Below are 18,406 nucleotides of genomic sequence, written 5' to 3' on the forward strand. Positions count from 1 at the left end.
ACTCATGAATGTAACAGATGGCTGTTACTAGAAAGAAAAAAGAGGACATTAACATGGTTGTTAAAACAGTTGTTGAAGCACAAGATATTTTTGACAAAGCTTGGGAAGGCTTCAAAGGCGTAGATTGGAAAGAAAAAGCAAGTGTATCACGCTTCGTACAAGCTAACTACACACCTTACGATGGAGACGAAAGCTTCCTCGCAGGACCAACAGAACGTTCACTTCACATCAAAAAAATTGTAGAAGAAACTAAGGCTCACTACGAAGAAACTCGTTTCCCAATGGACACTCGTCCAACATCTATCGCTGATATCCCAGCAGGATTTATCGACAAAGAAAACGAAGTTATCTTCGGTATCCAAAACGATGAACTCTTCAAATTGAACTTCATGCCAAAAGGTGGTATCCGTATGGCTGAAACTACTTTGAAAGAAAATGGATACGAACCAGACCCAGCTGTTCACGAAATCTTTACTAAATACGTAACAACAGTTAACGACGGTATCTTCCGTGCCTACACTTCAAACATCCGTCGCGCTCGTCACGCACACACTGTAACTGGTCTTCCAGATGCATACTCACGCGGACGTATCATCGGTGTTTACGCACGTCTTGCTCTTTACGGTGCAGACTACTTGATGCAAGAAAAAGTAAACGACTGGAACGCAATCGAAGAAATCGATGAAGAAACAATCCGTCTTCGTGAAGAAATCAATCTTCAATATCAAGCATTGCAACAAGTTGTTCGCTTGGGTGACCTTTATGGAGTTGACGTTCGCAAACCAGCGATGAACGTTAAAGAAGCAATCCAATGGGTTAACATCGCCTTCATGTCTGTCTGCCGTGTTATCAACGGTGCTGCTACATCTCTAGGTCGTGTGCCAATCGTATTGGACATCTTTGCAGAACGTGACCTTGCTCGTGGTACCTTTACTGAATCAGAAATCCAAGAATTCGTTGATGATTTCGTTATGAAACTTCGTACAGTTAAATTTGCTCGTACAAAAGCTTATGACCAATTGTACTCAGGTGACCCAACTTTCATCACAACTTCTATGGCTGGTATGGGTAACGACGGTCGTCACCGTGTTACTAAGATGGACTACCGTTTCTTGAACACACTTGACAACATCGGTAACTCTCCGGAACCAAACTTGACAGTTCTTTGGACTGATAAATTGCCATACAACTTCCGTCGCTACTGTATGCACATGAGCCACAAACACTCTTCAATCCAATACGAAGGTGTAACAACAATGGCTAAAGACGGATATGGTGAAATGAGTTGTATCTCATGCTGTGTGTCTCCACTTGACCCAGAAAATGAAGAACAACGCCACAACATCCAGTACTTCGGTGCGCGTGTAAACGTATTGAAAGCCCTTCTTACTGGTTTGAACGGTGGTTACGACGATGTACACAAAGACTACAAAGTATTTGATATCGAACCAATCCGTGACGAAGTTCTTGAATTTGAATCAGTTAAAGCTAACTTTGAAAAATCTCTTGACTGGTTGACTGACACTTACGTAGATGCTTTGAACATCATCCACTACATGACTGATAAGTACAACTACGAAGCTGTTCAAATGGCCTTCTTGCCAACTAAACAACGTGCCAACATGGGATTCGGTATCTGTGGATTTGCCAACACTGTTGATACATTGTCAGCTATCAAATACGCTACAGTTAAACCAATCCGTGATGAAAATGGCTACATCTACGATTACGAAACAATCGGTGAATACCCACGTTGGGGTGAAGATGATCCTCGTTCAAACGAATTGGCAGAATGGTTGATCGAAGCTTACACAACTCGTCTACGTAGCCACAAACTTTACAAAGACGCAGAAGCTACAGTTTCACTTTTGACTATCACATCTAACGTTGCTTACTCTAAACAAACTGGTAACTCACCAGTCCACAAAGGTGTATACCTCAACGAAGATGGTTCTGTGAACTTGTCTAAACTTGAATTCTTCTCACCAGGTGCTAACCCATCTAATAAAGCTAAAGGTGGATGGTTGCAAAACTTGAACTCACTTTCTAGCCTTGACTTTAGTTATGCGGCTGATGGTATCTCATTGACTACACAAGTATCACCTCGCGCTCTTGGTAAGACTCGTGACGAACAAGTTGATAACTTGGTAACAATCCTTGATGGTTACTTCGAAAACGGTGGACAACACGTTAACTTGAACGTTATGGACTTGAACGATGTTTACGAAAAGATTATGTCTGGTGAAGATGTTATCGTACGTATCTCTGGATACTGTGTAAACACTAAATACCTCACTCCAGAACAAAAAACTGAATTGACACAACGTGTCTTCCACGAAGTTCTTTCAATGGATGATGCCTTGGATGCGTTGAGCTAATCAAGTTCTTGAATAATGAAATACGGAACCCTCGGTCAGTCGACTGAGGGTTGTTTTTTGGGATCTTCAATTCCTTAATACTCAATGAAAATCAAAGAGCAAACTAGGAAGCTAGTCGCAGGTTGCTCAAAACACTGTTTTGAGGTTACAGGTAGAGATGACGCGGTTTGAAGAGATTTTCGAAGAGTATAAGTCAGGATCTTTAGTGTCTCACTTGGTTTAAAAAGAGAGTTAGTTGTGGGTGAGAGTTCATCAGAAATAAAAACACCACACTTTGTAAGAGACAAGGTGTGGTTGTATTTTATCTCTTAGACCAAGTTCTCTTCATAAAGAGAAGGAGGATTGGGTAAATCTCCAAGCGCCCTGCAATCATTGCAAAGGAGAGGAGAATTTTTGAGATAGGACTAAAGATTGAGAAGCTAGAGGTGGTTCCTAGGATAGGACCGATGTTATTGAAACAGCTAAAGACAGCACTGGTCACTACCAGAAAATCATTGCTATCTAGGCTGACAATAAAGATAAGCGCTAGCAAAATCATAGCATAGATGACAAAGTACTTGAGAATCTTATGCTGGGTATCCTTATCAATCACCGTTTTATTCACATGGAGAGTCAAAACACGGTGGGGAGATAGAATTGACAAAATTTGATTTTTGGCAATTTTTGAAAGGATGAGACCTCGAATAACCTTGAGTCCACCTGCGGTTGATCCAGCAGAGCCACCGATTCCCATGAGGAAGAGGAGGATAAACTGGGAGAAGAGGGGCCAGTTGGTAATATCTCCATATCCAAAACCAGTTGTTGTAATGATGTTGGAAACCTGGAAGAAGGCCATTTCAAAGCTTTTGGAAAATCCTGGGTAGAGGTAGAGAGTATTGAGGCTAATCAAGCCTGTAGAAATTATTACGATGACTAAGTAAGCCCGAAGTTCTTCATCTCCAAAGAAGGCTTTGACGCGACGGAGCATAAGGTAGTAGTAGAGATTGAAATTTACCCCAAAAACCAGAACTCCGATACTGACTAGATAGGTAATCAGTGAGCTACCATAGTGGGCGATTCCATCGTTATAGACTGTAAAACCTCCTGTACCTGCTGTTCCCATGGCAATGACAAAACTATCAAATAGGGGCATGCCAGCCAGATAATAGATGATGACAAAGAGGGAGAAGAGAGCTAGATAAAGGAGATAGAGAATCTGAGCAGTATTTTTGAGTTTGGATACAACCTTACCGAAAACAGGGCCAGGAACCTCAGCCTTCATCACTTCTAGGTGACTATTTTTGGCATTGTCCATAATAGCGAGTGCAAAAACAAGCACTCCCATCCCTCCAATCAAGTGGGTAAAACTTCGCCAGAAGAGGAGGGAACGACTGAGAACAGAAACGTCGTTCAGAATAGTTGCTCCAGTAGTTGTAAAGCCAGAACTGATTTCAAAAAAGGCATCGATAACGCTGGGAATTTGTCTAGCAAAGACAAAGGGGAGACCACCAAAGAAGGACCAAAGGATCCAACAGAGGGCAACAATCAAGACTCCCTCCTTGGCATAAATCCGTTGATTTTTGGGCTTTTGTAAAATTCCTGAACCGCCTAGTAATACGAGAATCCCTATTGTTGAAAAGAGGGCTGTAAAGACTTGGCTCGATTCACGGTAATAGACAGCGACAGACACAGGAACCGAAAGAAGAACAGCTTCAATCAAAAGTAACTTTGAAAGGAGGTAACGAATCATACTTTTATTCATCTCTTACCTCGCAATCAAGTCATAAATCTTGGTGATGTTTGGCAACAAGGTTGTTACTAGGAGCTTGTCTCCAACTTCCAACATATCCTCCCCAGTAGGGAAAATAGTCTTGCCCTTTCGAATGATGGCCGCAATAAGAACCCCTTTTTTCAGTTTTAGTTGAGAAAGAGGTTTGGCAGTCATTTTATTGGCTTCCTTGATATGGAATTGCAGGGTTTCGATTTGGCCATTGGCTAGATGGTGCATGGCTTGAAGGTCTGAATACTGGGCATTAACACGACCACGAATAAAGTGCATAATCGTATCTACAGCGATGCTTTTAGGTGTGATGATACTTGAAAAATCAGGTGCATTGATGATCTCGAGGAGACTGGTACGATTGACCTTGGTGATATTTTTTTGTACACCTACCCTGTCAAGGAACATAGAGGTAATTAGATTTTCCTCATCGACTCCTGTTAGAGTGGCAACGGCATCATAGTTTTGAGCACTTTCTTCCAGCAGGATATCTTTTGCGGTTCCATCTCCTTGAACGATGTAGAGATTTGGGAATTTCTCGCTAAAGAAGCTGGCGATTTCGGGATTGATTTCAATGACTTTTGTATCGATACGACTGTCTTTGAGGATACCTAGTAGATAATAGGCAATTCTACCTGCACCGACGATGAGAAGGCTCTTCACGGCACGAGATTTAAAATAATTATGGAAGAGCATCATATCAACACGGTTACCAGTGACAAAGATTCTATCTTTATCCTGTATGGTCATGTCACCACTTGGGATGATAATTTGATGATCTCTTTCTATCGCACAGACAATGACATTGCCGAATTTTTTCCGAAAATCAGAGATGGGCATTTGGCAAAGACCACTGGAGGATTTAACAGTGAATTCCATGAGGCTAACGCGTCCACCAAAGAAACGTTCGACAGAGAGGGCGTTGGGGAAGTCAATGATATTCGCGATAGCGCGGGCAGCCAAGAGCTCAGGATTAACGATAAGAGAAAAACCGAGAATATTCTTTTCCTTGAAATAAGAGTTAGAGTATTCAGGGTTCCGCACCCGAACGATGGTCTCTTTAGCTCCCATTTTTTTGGCTAGAACGGCTGCAATCATGTTCACTTCATCGTATTCAGTCAGAGCGATAAAGATATCACAATCCTGGACACTGGCTTGCTCAAGGATGGTAAAATCGGCCCCGTTACCAAGGATACCCATGATATCAAAGCGATTAACAATATGATTGAGAACAGCTTCGTCTTGCTCAATCAGCAAAACATCATGCTTTTCTGCAACCAAGGAGCGACAGAGGGCAAAACCAACTTTTCCCCCTCCGACAAGGATAATTTTCATATTAAAACCTACTTTTTCATGATGTAACTATCATACCTTTTTTCAAGAAAAAATGCACCTACTAGCTAATAGCAAGAGCTTTTAGTAGGAATTTTGCTATAAGGTAAAACTATACCCTAATCAATTGAAATAGCTATTAGCACCTTTCTCTGAAATATGGTATGATAAAGGATATACAAGGAGATAAAATGAATAATAATTTACTGGTATTACAATCAGACTTTGGTCTGGTTGATGGTGCGGTATCGGCTATGATTGGAGTGGCTTTAGAAGAGTCTCCAACCTTAAAAATTCATCATTTGACGCACGATATCACGCCTTATAATATTTTTGAGGGGAGCTATCGTCTCTTTCAGACGGTGGATTACTGGCCTGAGGGAACGACATTTGTATCGGTGGTCGATCCAGGTGTTGGCTCGAAACGTAAGAGTGTGGTTGCCAAGACTGCAAAAAATCAATATATTGTCACGCCAGATAATGGGACGCTTTCTTTTATCAAGAAACACGTTGGCATTGTAGCTATTCGTGAAATTTCTGAGGTAGCCAATAGACGTCAAAATACAGAGCATTCTTATACCTTCCACGGTCGTGATGTCTATGCCTATACTGGTGCTAAACTAGCCAGCGGTCACATTACTTTTGAGGAAGTGGGGCCAGAGCTCAGTGTGGATCAGATTGTGGAACTTCCAGTCGTAGAGACTATCATTGAAGAGCATCTGGTGAAGGGAGCCATTGATATTCTGGATGTGCGTTTTGGTTCGCTTTGGACCTCTATCACGCGAGAAGAGTTTTACAAGCTGGAACCAGAATTTGGTGACCGTTTTGAAGTGACTATCTATCACGCTGATATGCTGGTCTATCAAAATCAGGTTGTCTATGGAAAATCATTTGCAGATGTGAGAATTGGGCAACCAATCCTTTACATCAACTCTCTCTATCGTTTAGGTCTGGCTATCAACCAAGGCTCTTTTGCCAAGGCCTATAATGTGGGTGTCGGTTCATCTTGGACCATTGAAATAAAGAAAATAGAGTCATAAAATAGGAGAATATAGATGAAAAATCAATCAATTAAACAAGTTGTTGCTATCGGTGTTGGGGCTGCCCTCTTTGTTGTCATCGGGATGATTAACATTCCTACCCCTGTTCCAAATACAAGCATCCAGCTTCAGTATGCGGTACAGACCCTCTTGTCTATCATTTTTGGCCCTCTAGTGGGATTACTTGTTGGCTTAATTGGGCATGCGGTGAAGGACGCTATTGCTGGCTATGGTCTGTGGTGGACTTGGATTATTGCTAGTGGTCTCTTTGGTCTAGCTGTGGGGCTATTTAGAAAGTACGTTCGCGTGATCAATGGTGTCTTTGACTGGAAAGATATTCTTATTTTTAACCTCATTCAATTACTTGCAAATGCCCTTGTTTGGGGTGTCTTGGCACCACTTGGAGATGTTGTGATTTATCAAGAAGCTGCAGAAAAAGTATTTGCCCAAGGGATTGTTGCGGGAATTGCTAATGGTGTATCTGTAGCTATTGCAGGAACTCTTCTCTTGCTTGCCTATGCAGGAACTCAAACTCGTGCAGGAAGTTTGAAAAAGGATTAAAATGATGGGGAAGGCTGGGCAACCAGTCTTTTTCGATGTTTATAGATTAGTTAGGTAAGCTAGCTAGAATAGGAATTTTTTGGAGCTAAGATTTTAAGAGAAGAGACTGCAAGAAGGGCTTGATTTATGATAAAATAGAAGTCTAAGAAGCGAATGAAGAGAGTAAGATGAAAGAAGCTATAATTGAGTGGAAGGATTTCTCTTTCCGGTATGAAACACAACAAGAACCGACCTTGCAAGGGGTGGACTTGACCATTTACAAGGGAGAGAAAGTCTTAATTGTTGGGCCATCTGGGTCAGGCAAGTCTACCTTGGGTCAATGTTTGAATGGGATTATTCCCAATATTTACAAGGGTCAGATGTCTGGAGAATTTTTGATCAAGGGGCAAGCAGCCTTTGATATGAGCATCTACGATAAATCTCATCTGGTCAGTACAGTTTTGCAGGATACAGATGGGCAGTTTATCGGCTTGTCCGTGGCAGAGGATTTGGCTTTTGCTCTAGAAAATGATGTAACAAGTCTAGAAGAGATGAAAAGCCGTGTTCATAAATGGGCTGAAAAGCTGGATCTTATTTCTTTACTGTATCAGCGTCCTCAGGATTTGTCAGGTGGACAAAAGCAGCGAGTCAGTCTGGCTGGTGTCTTGATTGATGAGAGTCCGATTCTCTTGTTTGATGAGCCACTCGCCAATCTGGATCCCAAGTCAGGTCAGGATATTATCGAATTGATTGACCGGATTCATAAGGAAGAGGGGACGACGACACTTATTATCGAGCACCGTTTGGAGGATGTTCTGCATCGCCCCGTGGATCGGATTGTCTTGATAAATGATGGTCGTATCCTCTTTAATGGGAGTCCGGATCAGTTACTGGCGACTGATTTATTGACTCAAAATGGAATCCGGGAACCCCTTTATCTAACCACTCTCCGTCAATTGGGTGTGGATTTAGCCAAGGAAGAACAATTAGCGAATCTGGCTAACATGTCTATCTCAAAAGGTCAGGTTCAGTTGCAGAATGAACTAGCAAAAGAAACCCCAGAATTACAGTCACTCTTTAGACTAGAGGACGTGTCATTTTCTTATGATGATAGGCCGATTTTAAAGTCCCTACATTTGGATATTAAAAAGGGTGAAAAGATTGCCATTGTCGGAAAAAATGGAGCAGGGAAGTCAACTCTAGCCAAGGCTCTAAGTGCTTTTATTCAGACTGAAGGACGCTATCTGTGGGAAGGGCAGGATATAAAAGGAGATTCTGTTGCAGAACGGGCGGAACGAGTAGGCTATGTGCTGCAAAATCCTAATCAAATGATTTCAACCAACATGATTTTTGATGAGGTGGCTCTGGGACTTCGTTTGCGAGGTGTGGACGAGCAGGAAATTGAAACGAGAGTCTATGAAACTTTGAAAATCTGTGGTCTATATGAATTCCGTAATTGGCCCATTTCTGCCCTTTCGTTTGGACAGAAAAAACGTGTCACTATTGCCTCGATTTTGGTTTTAGGAGCTGAAATTATCCTCTTAGATGAACCGACAGCAGGTCAAGACCAGAAGAACTATACTGAGATTATGGAATTTCTCGAAGAACTGCATCAAAAAGGGCATACCATTGTCATGATTACCCATGATATGCAATTGATGCTGGATTATTCAGACCGGGCCCTCGTCATGGTTGATGGGGAATTGATTGCCGATACTGATCCAGCTAGTCTGTTGAGCAATCCTGAGCTGTTAGTAAAAGCCAATCTAAAAGAAACTTCAATCTTCAACTTGGCCAAGAAACTAGACGTGGATCCACTTGCTTTAACGGCATTTTATAAAGAAAGGAGAGAAGGATGCAAGCTAAATTAATCGGTTACCAGCATAGAGATACTGTGATTCATCGCTTGTCAGGAGCTGGGAAACTCCTCTTTTTCATTCTCGTGTCATTGGCTGCCATGATTAGCTATGATACCAGACTGCTTGTTCTGATTGCCATCTTTTCGGTCTTTCTCCTCTATTTGTCAGAAATCCGTTTTAAAGATGTTTCCTTTGTAGCAGTTTTTGCGACGGTATTTGCCGTTTTAAACGTTTTGATGGTCTATCTCTTTTCTCCTGAGTATGGGGTTGGACTTTACGGAGAGAGGAGTATGATTTGGCAGGGAATCGGTGCCTACACTCTAACCAGCCAGGAGCTCTTTTATCTGCTAAATTTGGCCATTAAGTACCTTTGCACCATTCCTCTGGCTATTATCTTTTTGATGACAACCCACCCTAGTCAGTTTGCTTCCAGTTTAAATCAAATTGGTGTGCCCTATAAGATTGCCTATTCTGTCAGCCTGACCTTGCGCTATATTCCAGATTTGCAGGAAGAATTCTTTACCATCAAGATGTCTCAGGAAGCGCGTGGGATGGAATTATCCAAGAAAGCTTCTCTTATGCAACGAATCAAAGGCAATCTGCGCATTATTACTCCCTTGATTTTTAGCTCGCTAGAACGCATTGATACCATCGCGACCGCCATGGAGCTTCGACGCTTTGGGAAAGAGAAAAAACGCACTTGGTATAGTTATCAGGCTTTGAAAAAAAGAGATTATATTACCTTGCTTTTGGCAGCCTTGTTTTTAGTAGCTAGTTTACTACTTATCTTGCAGAATCAGGGACGATTTTACAACCCTTGGAAATAGTATTGTCAAAGTTTTCATTAGATAAGTAAAGAGAAATTATTCTATAACTTTTTATTGATAGATTGTATGAGAAATAAAGTTAATAATTGTATGCTTGAAACTTTTTGACAAAATATGAATTAGTTTGTCTACTTTATAGTAGAATTTACACTACAAAATCAAAGTTATTCAAATATAATCATTTTCAACTAAGTTCAGTGTCATAATGTAGAGACGATATAAAATAGTAAAAGTACTTAATTTAAATCGTGTTAATTTCATTTTGTGTAAACATGGGAAAATTTGAATGTAGATAATGATGGGAGAGGATTTGTAATGATCAGTTTAGAGCTGTTGTCTGAAGAAAATAGTTTAGACGTCTATTTTTTTGAAAAAGAGAATCAAGAGTATTTTGAGCGGAATTTGCCTCCTAGACCAGCTAACTATTTTGATTTAGAAAGTTTTAAAGAAATTACAAGGGAATTGTTAAGGGAACAAGAGAATCATGATGTCTACATGCATCTTATTAGAGATGCACAAGGCATTATGGTTGGAAGAATCAATTTAAGTGTTTTAGAGAATAATCGAAAAACAGCAGAGCTTGGGTATAGGATTGGGGAAAATGTTAGAAATTTAGGTTATGCCAGCGAAGCGGTTAAACTCGTTTTAGAAAAAGTCTTCACGACTTATGGTTTCAATAGAATCATTGCAGGAACGGCAACAGGTAATCTACCCTCTCAGAGGGTGCTTTTAAAAAATGGCTTCACCTTTAGTAGGGTTATAGAAAATGACTTACAAATTCATAATAAGTGGATTCATACAGCAGTATTTGAGATAACGAGGTCATAATATCATCATTCCCAGTCCACAGATAGGTATAAAAGAGTAAGCAATTTTTGCAGATATTTAAGAATTTTCTCCTAGAAACCCTTGGAAATAGTTTGAAAAAATTGAAAAAATCAAGTCGTTTCTATTGACAATGATTCTGAAAGTGTTATACTAAGAAAGTAGTTTCGCTGATTTACTTCAAACCTGTTGTGAGGTAAGTTAACGATGCCTTAACCACGCTGTTTGCTGAGCTTGACTCCGGGCAGTGTGGCTATTTTTTTGCAATGGTAAAAGGAAGCAAGTCATGACAAATCACATTGTATTATTTGAACCACAAATTCCACAAAATACAGGCAATATCGCGCGTACTTGCGCTGCAACCAATTCTCCCCTCCACATCATCAAGCCAATGGGCTTTCCTATTGATGACCGCAAGATGAAGAGAGCTGGATTGGATTATTGGGATAAGCTAGAGATTTATTTTTACGAGAGTTTGGAGGATTTCATGTCTCAGATGCAGGGCAAACTCTATCTGATCTCAAAATTTGCTGAGAAAGTGTATTCTGATGTGGATTTATCGACTAACGAAGACCATTATTTTCTATTTGGACGTGAAGACAAGGGCTTGCCTGAGGACTTTATGCGAGAACATCCTGAGAAAGCTCTCCGTATTCCCATGAATGATGAACATGTCCGCAGTCTCAATGTGTCTAATACCGTCTGCATGATTGTCTACGAAGCCCTCCGCCAGCAGAACTTTGCAGGTCTTGAGCTCGTTCATACCTATGAAGTGGATAAATTGAAATAAAAAATGAAAATGAAAATGAACAAAATGCTTGCGCTTGCAAGCGTTTTTTGTTATGATAAAAGAGTCTTCAGGGCAGGGTGTGATTCCCGACCGGCGGTGACTTTAACTAGGAAATGATCTTTTCCTTTTATACTTTGTTGACAAGCTTTGCCTAACCAGAAGTTATGCCTACAGCTTGTCGCCTAGTCTAAAAGAAAAATCTCTATTTCCTTCTCTTTAAAGAAGTCCGCGAGCGCAAGCTGATGTGGTGAGATTCCACAACCGACAGTATAGTCTGGATGGGAGAAGACGAAAGAATAGCTTTGTCTGTTCTGATAGATTTATAGCCGAATTGTAACCGCTTGCTTGAATTTCCTTAATAGAGTGAGGGGGAGCTTTTGGGATATAAAAAGTGAGAATAGATAGAGGAATCCTTTCTAACTTCTTCTGATTTTATAGAAAATTGGAGGAACCTGTTATGACAAACACACGTCGACTTTCGACCATTGCGATTCTATCAGCCATTTCATTTGTACTGATGTACTTTGACTTTCCGCTTTTGCCAGCGGCATCCTTCCTCAAGATCGAATTTAGTATCTTGCCAGTCCTTGTGGGCTTAGTGGTCATGGATTTGCCTGCTGCTCTAGGAGTTCTCTTGCTTCGCTCACTCTTGAAATTGCTTCTTAACAGCCAGGGAGTGAATACTTACATTGGTTTGCCAATGAATATCGTAGCTTTGGGAGTTTTTGTCATCGTATTTGCTTTGGTTTGGAAAAAGGAACGGACAACCCTTCGTTTCCTACTAGGCTCTCTAGCTGGGACTATTGGTTTAACCGTGGCTATGTTGGTTCTCAACTATGTTTATGCTGTTCCTTTGTACGCTAAGTTTGCTAACTTTGATATTGGAAAAATTTTGGGACTTTCCAACTACCTAATGACTATGGTATTACCTTTTAACTTGATTGAAGGTGTAATCTTTTCCGTTTCATTCTGGTTGTTGTATGTTCTCTTGAAACCAACCTTAAAACATTATGAGAGATAAACAAACATTTTTAATGAAGGGCAGTTTTGCCCTTTTACTTTTCGTTATTCTTGGCTACATGGTCAAATTTTACCCTGAAACGCTGGTCGGTTTTGACCAACCGATACAGACTGTCGTTCGAGGAGACTTGCCAGATTACTTGACTATTCTTTTCCGAGCCATCACACGCTTGATTGATATTCCAGTGATTATCACTTGGGTTGTCATTACAGCTTTTGTCTTTTATCGTAAGCGGTGGAAGATAGAAAGTTTCTTCATGCTGGGAAATCTGACTTTGGCAGGTCTTTTAATTGTGACCTTTAAAAATATCTACCAGCGCCCGAGACCAGCTATTTTACACTTGGTTGAGGAGAAGGGATTTTCCTTTCCAAGCGGCCATTCTCTGGCTGTAACCTTGATGGTTGGCTCTCTGATTGTCATTCTCAGTCAACGGATGAAAAATCCAGTCTGGAGAAAAATCGTGCAAATCGTGCTAGCTCTCTACCTAGTCAGTGTGCTGGTATCAAGGGTCTATCTGGGAGTTCACTATCCATCAGACGTTCTTGCCAGTTTCTGTGTGGGTTTGGGAGTCTTGTTTATCGAATTTCCCTTTTATGATAAGCTCCGCTTCCAATGGCGTTTTAAAGGCAAGCAGAAGTGAGTATCAAATTCCTTTGAGGAGAAAGAAATGAAAGTCAATATAGCAGATCTTCATCCGACTCAACTATACTTATCAGAAAAGAAGTTGCAAGATATTCAGATGCTTTACCAGTCGGCAGAAACAATCCAAGTCGATCCAATCAGTATTCTTGCATTTGGAGATTGCTTGTTGATTACAGATGGGCATCACAGGGCTTATCAGGCTTTATTGGCAGGTAGGGATACGATTTCTGCTGAGTGGGATAGAGATGGTGGTGATGAACTATATCATCTCTATGCGCAAGCCTGCGAAGAAAGAAAAATTTACTCTGTTCTGGATTTAAAAAATCATATCTTAGCTAAAGATGAGTATGAAGCAAAATGGTATAACTGGTGTGATGGTTTTAATCAAGCAGCAACTCTTTTGTTGAAAAGGAAAGCAGATGAAACAGACCCTACAAATAGATAATGCACTGCGTCTTGTTCCTTATTATAAGGTCAATCATTGTGAAGAAGCTTTTGCTTGGTATCAGGATGTGAACTTGGTTCACCTCGTAGATGGTGTGAAGAGACCTTATAGTCAAGAAACTTTGGAAGCTATGTATTCTCATTTGGATCAGCATGGTGAACTTTTTTGGATTGAAGTCAAGGAGAAGGGAGAATGGTTTCCAATTGGGGATGTTACACTATCTCAGGGTAATCTCCCCATTGTGATTGGGAATCCCGCTTACCAACATCGAGGGCTTGGGAAAAAGATTCTAAGTACTTTGATTGAATTGGCTCGAGTAAAAGGATGGAAAGAATTGAGAGTCAAGGAAATCTACACCTACAATCATGCTTCTAGGAGGTGTTTCAAGTCGCTTGGATTTGTGGAAGATGGAGCAACGGAAAAAGGAACGAGTTTTATACTGAAATTAGTCTAATCTAACTTGTTTTTTAACTAAAAATCTGATAAACTATGTAGTAATTGAATAGAAATCCGCAAGACTAGTAACTCAAGGGAAGTATATCAGGGAGGAGAGCCGCGACTGCAAGCTCTCTATATGAAAGCTGGGTGAATTCACTTGCGCATGGATTTAGAAATGAAGGTCTGACTTGTCAGATGAAAACGGATGGTACCGCGTGTCAACGCTCCGAGTGGAGTTTTTGGCATGTGGTTTTCTTTTTATCTACGAGCGACTGATGGAGGAATTATGTCAACTATTGAAGAACAATTAAAAGCGCTTCGTGAAGAAACGCTGGCTAGCTTGAAGCAGATTACTGCTGAAAATGAAAAAGAGATGCAAGATTTGCGTGTCTCAGTCCTTGGGAAAAAGGGTTCGCTTACTGAAATCCTCAAAGGGATGAAAGATGTCTCTGCTGAGATGCGTCCAATCATTGGGAAACACGTCAATGAAGCTCGTGATGTCTTGACAGCTGCTTTTGAAGAAACAGCTAAGCTCTTGGAAGAAAAGAAAGTCGCAGCTCAACTGGCTAGCGAGAGTATCGATGTAACCCTTCCAGGTCGTCCAGTTGCGACTGGTCACCGTCACGTTTTGACACAAACCAGTGAAGAAATCGAAGATATTTTCATTGGAATGGGTTACCAAGTCGTGGATGGTTTTGAAGTGGAGCAAGACTACTATAACTTTGAACGTATGAACCTTCCAAAAGACCACCCAGCTCGTGATATGCAGGACACCTTCTATATCACAGAAGAAATCTTACTCCGTACTCACACGTCTCCAGTTCAAGCGCGTGCTATGGATGCCCATGATTTTTCAAAAGGTCCTTTGAAGATGATTTCGCCAGGGCGTGTCTTCCGTCGTGACACAGACGATGCGACCCACAGTCACCAGTTCCACCAAATTGAAGGCTTGGTTGTTGGGAAAAATATCTCTATGGCAGATCTTCAAGGAACCCTTCAGTTGATTGTGCAAAAAATGTTCGGTGAAGAGCGTCAGATCCGTCTGCGCCCCTCTTACTTCCCATTCACAGAGCCATCTGTTGAGGTGGATGTTTCTTGCTTCAAGTGTGGTGGAGAAGGCTGTAACGTATGTAAGAAAACAGGTTGGATCGAAATTATGGGGGCCGGTATGGTTCACCCACGTGTCCTTGAAATGAGTGGTATCGATGCGACTGTTTACTCCGGATTTGCCTTTGGTCTTGGACAAGAGCGTGTAGCTATGCTCCGTTACGGAATCAATGATATCCGTGGATTCTACCAAGGAGATGTCCGCTTCTCAGAACAGTTTAAATAATGATCAGAAAAGTAGAAAAGGCAGATGTTGAGGTGTTGGCTAAAATAGCCAAACAAACCTTTCGTGAAACATTTGCTCATGATAATACGGAAGAGCAGTTACAGGAATACTTTGAAGAGGCTTATAGTCTGAGAGTTTTGTCAACTGAGTTGGAAAATCCAGAATCCGAAACCTATTTCATTATGCATGAAGAGGAGATAGCTGGTTTTCTCAAAGTCAACTGGGGAAGTGCTCAGACTGAGAGAGAATTAGAGGATGCTTTTGAAATTCAACGCCTCTATGTGCTAGAAAAATTCCAAGGATTTGGATTCGGTAAGCAACTGTTTGAATTTGCTCTTGAACTTGCTACAAAAAATAGTTTTTCCTGGGCTTGGTTAGGTGTTTGGGAGCATAATACAAAAGCTCAAGCGTTTTATAATCGATATGGTTTTGAAAAATTTAACCAACATCATTTTATGGTTGGTCAAAAAGTAGATACGGATTGGTTACTGAGAAAGAAATTAAGGTAAGAAGAGGATTCTTCTATTGAAATGATAGGAAAGGAAAAGAACTAGAGTGACAACTGTCATTCTGGAAAACTAAATTATGCTTGTATCTTATAAATGGTTAAAAGAATTGGTGGACATTGATGTGCCATCACAAGAGTTGGCTGAAAAAATGTCAACTACAGGGATCGAGGTAGAAGGTGTCGAATCACCAGCTGCTGGTCTCTCAAAAATTGTCGTCGGTGAGGTCTTGTCTTGTGAAGATGTTCCAGAAACTCACTTGCATGTCTGTCAGGTTAACGTTGGCGAAGAAGAACCCCGTCAAATCGTCTGTGGTGCACCGAATGTGCGTGCTGGTATCAAGGTTATGGTGGCTCTTCCAGGAGCTCGCATCGCTGACAATTACAAGATCAAAAAAGGGAAAATCCGTGGCTTAGAGTCACTTGGAATGATCTGTTCGCTTGGTGAATTGGGGATTTCTGATTCAGTTGTACCGAAGGAATTCGCAGATGGCATTCAAATCTTGCCTGAAGAAGCTGTTCCAGGTGAGGAAGTCTTCTCATATCTAGACTTGGATGATGAAATTATCGAACTTTCAATTACCCCTAACCGTGCGGACGCTCTTTCTATGCGTGGGGTGGCTCACGAAGTGGCAGCTATCTATGACAAGGCGGTCAACTTTAAAGAATTTACTCTTTCAGAAACTGACCAAGCTGCAGCAGATGCTCTTTCTGTGGGCATTGAGACAGACAAGGCACCTTACTATGCAGCTCGTATTTTGGACAATGTGACTATTGCACCAAGTCCACAATGGTTGCAAAACCTTCTCATGAACGAAGGAATCCGTCCAATCAATAACGTAGTGGACGTGACCAACTACATCTTGCTCTACTTTGGTCAACCTATGCATGCCTTTGACTTGGACACCTTTGAAGGGAGTGACATCCGTGTACGTGAAGCGCGTGCTGGTGAAAAATTGGTGACTTTAGATGGTGAAGAACGTGACTTAGAGGTGAATGACTTAGTTATCACTGTCGCTGACAAGCCAGTAGCCCTTGCCGGTGTTATGGGTGGTCAAGCAACAGAAATCTCTGAAAAATCTAGTCGTGTCGTCCTTGAAGCTGCAGTCTTCAACGGAAAATCAATCCGCAAGACTAGCGGTCGTCTTAACCTTCGTTCTGAGTCCTCTTCTCGCTTTGAAAAAGGGATCAATGTGGCAACTGTTAACGAAGCTCTTGATGCGGCAGCTAGCATGATTGCTGATCTTGCAGGTGCGACGGTGCGTAAGGGCATCGTTTCAGCAGGCCAGCTTAATACTTCAGATGTGGAAGTTTCTTCAACTCTTGCTGATGTTAACCGTGTCCTTGGTACAGAACTTTCTTACGCGGATGTAGAAGACGTCTTCCGTCGTCTTGGCTTTGGTCTTTCTGGAAATGCAGACAGTTTTACAGTCAGCGTCCCACGCCGTCTCTGGGATATCACTATCGAGGCAGACCTCTTTGAAGAAATCGCTCGTATCTATGGATATGACCGCTTGCCAACCAGCCTTCCAAAAGACGATGGTACAGCTGGTGAATTGACTGCGACACAAAAACTTCGCCGTCAAGTTCGTACCATCGCTGAAGGGGCAGGTTTGACAGAAATCATCACCTACGCTCTAACAACTCCTGAAAAAGCAGTTGAGTTTACGGCTCAACCAAGTAACCTTACTGAACTCATGTGGCCAATGACCGTGGATCGTTCTGTCCTCCGTCAAAATATGATTTCTGGTATCCTTGATACGGTGGCTTATAACGTAGCTCGTAAGAATAAAAACTTGGCCCTTTACGAGATTGGAAAAGTTTTTGAACAAACAGGTAATCCAAAAGAAGAACTTCCAAATGAGATTAATAGCTTTGCCTTTGCCTTGACAGGCTTGGTTGCTGAAAAAGATTTCCAAACAGCAGCAGTTCCAGTTGATTTCTTCTATGCTAAGGGAATCCTTGAAGCCCTATTTACTCGCTTGGGACTAGAAGTGACCTATACAGCTACGGCTGAGATTGCAAGCCTCCACCCAGGTCGTACAGCTATGATTTCACTCGGTGACCAAGTTCTTGGTTTCCTTGGCCAAGTGCATCCAGTCACTGCTAAGGCTTACGATATTCCAGAAACGTATGTAGCTGAGCTCAACCTTTCAGCCATCGAAGCTGCCCTTCAACCTGCTGCTCCATTTGTAGAAATCACGAAATTCCCAGCAGTCAGCCGTGACGTTGCCCTTCTCCTCAAGGCAGAAGTGACTCACCAAGAAGTTATAGATGCTATCCAAGCTGCCGGCGTGAAACGTTTGACAGATATCAAACTCTTTGACGTCTTCTCAGGCGAAAAATTGGGACTTGGTATGAAGTCAATGGCTTATAGCTTGACCTTCCAAAATCCAGAAGACAGCTTAACGGACGAAGAAGTCGCACGCTATATGGAAAAAATCCAAGCTTCTCTCGAAGAAAAAGTGAATGCAGAAGTGCGTTAACTCATCAATCCATCCTTCGGGGTGGATTTTTACTGTTCAAATAACAATTTAGGATCAAAAATGGACAGTTGAGGAGCAGAGAAGATAAATTGAAGTTTGCTACTGTATAATGTACTCATAGCTCAAAGTATTCCAAGATTTTTTTACTAAAATGAGAATGATAAAAATGGACAGAAATCATTGTAA

At 41.5% G+C, this 18,406-nt stretch carries 16 protein-coding genes and 1 riboswitch; of the genes, 14 read left to right on the forward strand and 2 right to left on the reverse strand.

Translation table 11 applies throughout. The features are described 5' to 3' along the window. Positions 1-53 precede the first annotated feature (53 nt). Positions 54-2,378 (forward strand): formate C-acetyltransferase, encoded by a 2,325-nt coding sequence (pflB, locus tag B7695_RS08110; protein WP_000260631.1) that lies wholly within the window; start codon positions 54-56, stop codon positions 2,376-2,378. Positions 2,379-2,679: 301 nt separating this feature from the next. On the opposite strand, the gene B7695_RS08120 is transcribed toward pflB, so the two are convergent. Together B7695_RS08120 and trkA are read right to left on the reverse strand one after the other, a co-directional pair. Further along, positions 2,680-4,119 carry a TrkH family potassium uptake protein gene (locus tag B7695_RS08120; protein ID WP_084890977.1) on the reverse strand — a complete coding sequence of 480 codons (1,440 nt, stop codon included), beginning with the start codon at positions 4,117-4,119 and terminating at the stop codon, positions 2,680-2,682. A gap of 3 nt (positions 4,120-4,122) precedes the next feature. Continuing rightward, positions 4,123-5,472, reverse strand: a complete 1,350-nt coding sequence (gene trkA / locus B7695_RS08125; RefSeq protein WP_064276391.1) for a Trk system potassium transporter TrkA — start codon at positions 5,470-5,472, stop codon at positions 4,123-4,125. Between the two features lie 188 nt (positions 5,473-5,660). Here trkA and B7695_RS08130 point away from each other — a divergent pair, with 188 nt between their 5' ends. The 13 genes from B7695_RS08130 (at position 5,661) to pheT (ending at position 18,220) form a co-directional block, all read left to right on the forward strand. Continuing rightward, positions 5,661-6,509 carry an SAM hydrolase/SAM-dependent halogenase family protein gene (locus B7695_RS08130; RefSeq protein WP_084890979.1) on the forward strand — a complete coding sequence of 283 codons (849 nt, stop codon included), beginning with the start codon at positions 5,661-5,663 and terminating at the stop codon, positions 6,507-6,509. Between the two features lie 15 nt (positions 6,510-6,524). Then, on the forward strand, positions 6,525-7,070 hold the full coding sequence (locus B7695_RS08135) for an ECF-type riboflavin transporter substrate-binding protein (protein ID WP_084890981.1): 546 nt from the start codon (positions 6,525-6,527) through the stop codon (positions 7,068-7,070). 167 nt (positions 7,071-7,237) lie between these two features. Beyond that, complete coding sequence (locus B7695_RS08140; RefSeq protein WP_084890983.1) at positions 7,238-8,920, forward strand: ABC transporter ATP-binding protein; 1,683 nt, start codon at positions 7,238-7,240, stop codon at positions 8,918-8,920. Beyond that, on the forward strand, positions 8,905-9,735 hold the full coding sequence (locus tag B7695_RS08145) for an energy-coupling factor transporter transmembrane component T family protein (RefSeq protein ID WP_084890985.1): 831 nt from the start codon (positions 8,905-8,907) through the stop codon (positions 9,733-9,735). The genes B7695_RS08140 and B7695_RS08145 overlap by 16 nt, the downstream gene beginning before the upstream one ends. 315 nt (positions 9,736-10,050) lie before the next feature. After that, positions 10,051-10,563, forward strand: coding sequence for a GNAT family N-acetyltransferase (locus B7695_RS08150; RefSeq protein WP_084890987.1), 513 nt, complete (start codon positions 10,051-10,053; stop codon positions 10,561-10,563). Between the two features lie 283 nt (positions 10,564-10,846). Continuing rightward, a complete protein-coding gene (locus tag B7695_RS08155; protein WP_084890989.1) occupies positions 10,847-11,350 on the forward strand; it encodes a tRNA (cytidine(34)-2'-O)-methyltransferase in 504 nt (167 codons plus the stop codon). Between the two features lie 59 nt (positions 11,351-11,409). Beyond that, a riboswitch (FMN riboswitch) is annotated at positions 11,410-11,644 on the forward strand. Between the two features lie 163 nt (positions 11,645-11,807). Beyond that, positions 11,808-12,371 (forward strand): ECF transporter S component, encoded by a 564-nt coding sequence (locus B7695_RS08160; protein ID WP_084890991.1) that lies wholly within the window; start codon positions 11,808-11,810, stop codon positions 12,369-12,371. After that, positions 12,361-13,011 (forward strand): phosphatase PAP2 family protein, encoded by a 651-nt coding sequence (locus B7695_RS08165; RefSeq protein ID WP_084890993.1) that lies wholly within the window; start codon positions 12,361-12,363, stop codon positions 13,009-13,011. Before B7695_RS08160 ends, B7695_RS08165 begins: the two co-directional genes overlap by 11 nt. A gap of 27 nt (positions 13,012-13,038) precedes the next feature. Then, complete coding sequence (locus B7695_RS08170; RefSeq protein ID WP_084890995.1) at positions 13,039-13,458, forward strand: chromosome partitioning protein ParB; 420 nt, start codon at positions 13,039-13,041, stop codon at positions 13,456-13,458. Between the two features lie 4 nt (positions 13,459-13,462). Next, positions 13,463-13,912, forward strand: coding sequence for a GNAT family N-acetyltransferase (locus tag B7695_RS08175; protein ID WP_192855768.1), 450 nt, complete (start codon positions 13,463-13,465; stop codon positions 13,910-13,912). A gap of 270 nt (positions 13,913-14,182) precedes the next feature. After that, positions 14,183-15,229 carry a phenylalanine--tRNA ligase subunit alpha gene (pheS, locus tag B7695_RS08180; RefSeq protein ID WP_000103743.1) on the forward strand — a complete coding sequence of 349 codons (1,047 nt, stop codon included), beginning with the start codon at positions 14,183-14,185 and terminating at the stop codon, positions 15,227-15,229. Next, the gene (locus tag B7695_RS08185; RefSeq protein WP_084890999.1) at positions 15,229-15,738 is read left to right on the forward strand and encodes a GNAT family N-acetyltransferase; all 510 of its coding nucleotides are present in this window, start codon (positions 15,229-15,231) and stop codon (positions 15,736-15,738) included. The genes pheS and B7695_RS08185 overlap by 1 nt, the downstream gene beginning before the upstream one ends. A 76-nt stretch (positions 15,739-15,814) precedes the next feature. Beyond that, entirely contained in the window at positions 15,815-18,220 is a 2,406-nt protein-coding gene (pheT, locus tag B7695_RS08190; protein ID WP_084891001.1) for a phenylalanine--tRNA ligase subunit beta, read from the forward strand. Positions 18,221-18,406 lie beyond the last annotated feature (186 nt).

The sequence above is a fragment of the Streptococcus mitis genome, assembly GCF_002096845.1.
Lineage (GTDB): Bacteria > Bacillota > Bacilli > Lactobacillales > Streptococcaceae > Streptococcus > Streptococcus mitis_A.